The organism is uncultured Planktosalinus sp., assembly GCF_963973675.1.
Taxonomy (GTDB): domain Bacteria; phylum Bacteroidota; class Bacteroidia; order Flavobacteriales; family Flavobacteriaceae; genus Planktosalinus.
Window position 1 is genome coordinate 1 of sequence record NZ_CAXBAN010000319.1, and the last position, 3,104, is coordinate 3,104.

Here is a 3,104-nt window from a genome sequence, read left to right on the forward strand (position 1 = left end):
GCACAAGTGCTGCTGTTTTGGACTGATACCTTCCGTCGATAGGAGAAATGGCCCGTAATGCATTATTTGACATAGTTTTCAGAATAAAATGCAAAGATAAATATTATATCTAAACTCTTTGTCAAAATGGCTATAGGTTTAAAGCCAAACTTTTGTATTGAGTTTAAACTTCCAACTTATTAAGAATGTTCTTTGCTCGTGACTTGAATGCAGGCTGCTGACTTTGGAAGTCTTTATTCAACAAAATTTTTAATTCAGGGTGTATCCACTTAAATTCTGTTCCTAAAAGAAAAAGACACTGCATTGCATATGCTTTTGCAGCTACTTTTTGATTTGTAATCAACCAGTCAAAACAGATTTCAGTGAGTTGTTCACGTTGTTTTTTTAAAAGTACAATTTGCAAAGACATTGTTTTCTTTGAGTAAAAATGTAGTGTTAGTTTCTCACATATTTTAGCCATCGGTCTCACTGCCTGGTGTTTGTGAACTTTTGGGAGGTTATCAAAAAATCTGTGCAAATGTGGAATTAATAGTTTTATATTTTCAAGGCAAACCATTTCCAAAACCCAAGCAGCCTTATATGAAATAGCATCATCAAACTTAAAACAAAGATCAAGCAACTGTTTAAATAAATCAGGTTCGTTTAAAATTAAGTTTGCAAGCTCTTTCCTGTCTTTTCGGTAGGCTTTTAAGTTTTTTAACTTGAATTGTAAAGTGCTCAACTTGAATGTAATTCTTTTAATTTTTTTATTAATTCGAGTACTCCTAAAGTTGCTTTGGCCTTTATAATTTCAACTTTATTTGTGATACCATAAACAGAGGCCGGCTTGGGATCAATATAAAAAACCTTAGCATGTTCAGGGGCATAACTCATCAACCCCGCTGCGGGATACACTTGTAATGATGTGCCAATAACTGCAACAATATCGGCCTGCTTCGTAATTTCAATAGCTTCTTCTATTGCAGGCACAGCTTCACCAAACCACACAATGTGCGGTCTTAGCTGTCCGTTTTGCGGACAACAATCGCCGGTTAGAATGTCTTTTTTCCACTCAATAATATAAGTATCATCCAAGGTGCTTCTCGCTTTTAAGAGTTCACCATGGAGATGTAGAACTTTTGTGCTTCCGGCACGCTCGTGTAAATCGTCTACATTTTGAGTGATAATGTGTATGTTAAACTTCTCTTCAAGTTGAGCTAAGCTTATATGTGCCGCATTCGGTTTTACTCCCAGTAATTGTTTTCTTCGTTGATTATAAAAATCAAGAACTAAAGCCTGATTTTTGTGCCACCCATGTGGTGATGCAACTTCCATAACATCGTGTCCTTCCCAAAGCCCATCTGCATCCCTGAAGGTATTGATACCGCTTTCGGCACTCATTCCGGCCCCGCTAAGGACTACTATTTTCTTTTTTTTACCCACTTTTATTCAATTCAGTATATTTAAACCGAAAATATAACAATGATGACAGATTACCAATTATTAAATCACCTAGAAACTTATTTGACAAAAAACAGAAAGGAGTTGTTTAAGAAAGTTCTGGAACAACGAACACGTCATTTAACGGTAGTTACTGAAGATGTATATCAGCTTCACAATACCAGTGCTGTGATGCGCACTTGCGATATTTTTGGCATACAAGACCTACATGTTGTTGAGGAAATTCAGGGAAAACGTATTGATAAGGAAATAGCCATGGGTGCTCAAAAATGGGTTGATTTACATCGTTATGATACTATTGATGAATGTATTGCTGATTTAAAAAATAAAGAGTATCGAATTATTGCCACCACACCACATAAAGATTCGCAACTTCTCGACAATTTTGATGTGACCCAAAAAGCCGCATTTTTCTTTGGAAAAGAATCAACAGGATTATCAGAAAAAGTCTTTAAACAGGCAGATGGCTTCTTGAAAATACCAATGTATGGTTTTACCGAAAGTTTAAACATCTCTGTATCTGCAGCTATCATTTTGCAAGATGTCGTTGCAAAGCTCAGAAAAACTGAAGTAAACTGGCAACTTACTGAAGAAGAACAACTAGAAAAACGTCTAGATTGGGCAAAGAAAACCATTAAAAGTATTGATGTAATTTTAAATCGGTATGAGGAATCAAAAAAATGATTAAATTTGACATACAACTAAGCCAAATCTTATGATTATACTTTACATACTCGCAGCTATTGTTGCTTTGTTTATAGTGTTGTCTTTTTTAGCTCCCAAAAACTATCATGTCTATCGAACAATAAGAGTTAATCGACCATTATCAGAAGTTTTTCAATACATCAAATATTTAAAAAATCAGGACGACTGGTCTCCTTGGGATAAGAAAGACCCGGATATGAAAAAAACGTATACCGGAACAGACGGTACGGTTGGTTTTAAATCTCACTGGGAAGGAAATAAACAAGTAGGCGAGGGTGAGCAAGAAATTACCAACATCATCGAAAATGAAAAAATGGAATCCCAATTACGTTTTTTGAAGCCTTGGAAATCGCAAAGTGACGCTTACATAAAAATTGAAAAAGTTGATGAGACTACCACTGTGGTTACCTGGGGTTTTTCAGGGGAAAACAAACCTCCTGCAAATATTTTTATGTTATTTTTTAATATGGATAAAACCATTGGGAAAGACTTTGAAGAAGGGCTTGAAAATCTTAAAAACCAACTTGAAAATTAGGAGTTATGGTCACCTGGTTTGAAATTCCTGTTAGCGATATGCAAAGAGCGAAAGCTTTTTATGAAGCTGTATTTGACGTCACAATTGATTTACATAATTTTGGAGGAATGGAAATGGGTTGGTTTCCGCAACGTGAGGGTGAACCTATAGCTACCGGAACCCTCATTAAACAAGAAAGTTATATTCCGAGTACTGAGGGCACTTTAGTCTATTTTGCCTCAAATGATGTTCAATTAGAACTCGAGCGGGTGGAAAAAGCAGGTGGGAAAATTTTTCAAACCAAGACTCAAATATCACCTGAGCACGGTTTTATGGGTGTGTTTTTAGATACAGAAGGCAACCGAGTTGCTTTACACTCTTTGAAATAAGCTAATTTTTCCTTCGGTTCAATACACGGTATTCTTCATAGCACTCACTCATTGCA

5 protein-coding genes are annotated in these 3,104 nt (G+C 35.9%); 3 read left to right on the forward strand and 2 right to left on the reverse strand.

Annotated elements, in window-relative coordinates; all coding sequences use genetic code 11:
* Window positions 1-163: 163 nt before the first annotated feature.
* Window positions 164-721 (reverse strand): adenylosuccinate lyase, encoded by a 558-nt coding sequence (locus AACY61_RS11220; RefSeq protein ID WP_339611675.1) that lies wholly within the window; start codon window positions 719-721, stop codon window positions 164-166.
* A complete protein-coding gene (locus AACY61_RS11225) occupies window positions 718-1,380 on the reverse strand; it encodes a Sir2 family NAD-dependent protein deacetylase (protein WP_339611679.1) in 663 nt (220 codons plus the stop codon). The genes AACY61_RS11220 and AACY61_RS11225 overlap by 4 nt, the downstream gene beginning before the upstream one ends.
* A gap of 84 nt (window positions 1,381-1,464) precedes the next feature.
* On the opposite strand from AACY61_RS11225, the gene AACY61_RS11230 reads away from it, so the two are divergent.
* The 3 genes from AACY61_RS11230 to AACY61_RS11240 are packed head-to-tail and all read left to right on the forward strand — an operon-like array spanning window position 1,465 to window position 3,048.
* Window positions 1,465-2,124 carry an RNA methyltransferase gene (locus AACY61_RS11230; RefSeq protein ID WP_339611680.1) on the forward strand — a complete coding sequence of 220 codons (660 nt, stop codon included), beginning with the start codon at window positions 1,465-1,467 and terminating at the stop codon, window positions 2,122-2,124.
* 31 nt (window positions 2,125-2,155) lie between these two features.
* A complete protein-coding gene (locus AACY61_RS11235; RefSeq protein ID WP_339611676.1) occupies window positions 2,156-2,680 on the forward strand; it encodes an SRPBCC family protein in 525 nt (174 codons plus the stop codon).
* 5 nt (window positions 2,681-2,685) lie between these two features.
* Complete coding sequence (locus AACY61_RS11240) at window positions 2,686-3,048, forward strand: VOC family protein (protein ID WP_339611677.1); 363 nt, start codon at window positions 2,686-2,688, stop codon at window positions 3,046-3,048.
* The last annotated feature ends 56 nt before the right edge of the window (window positions 3,049-3,104 follow it).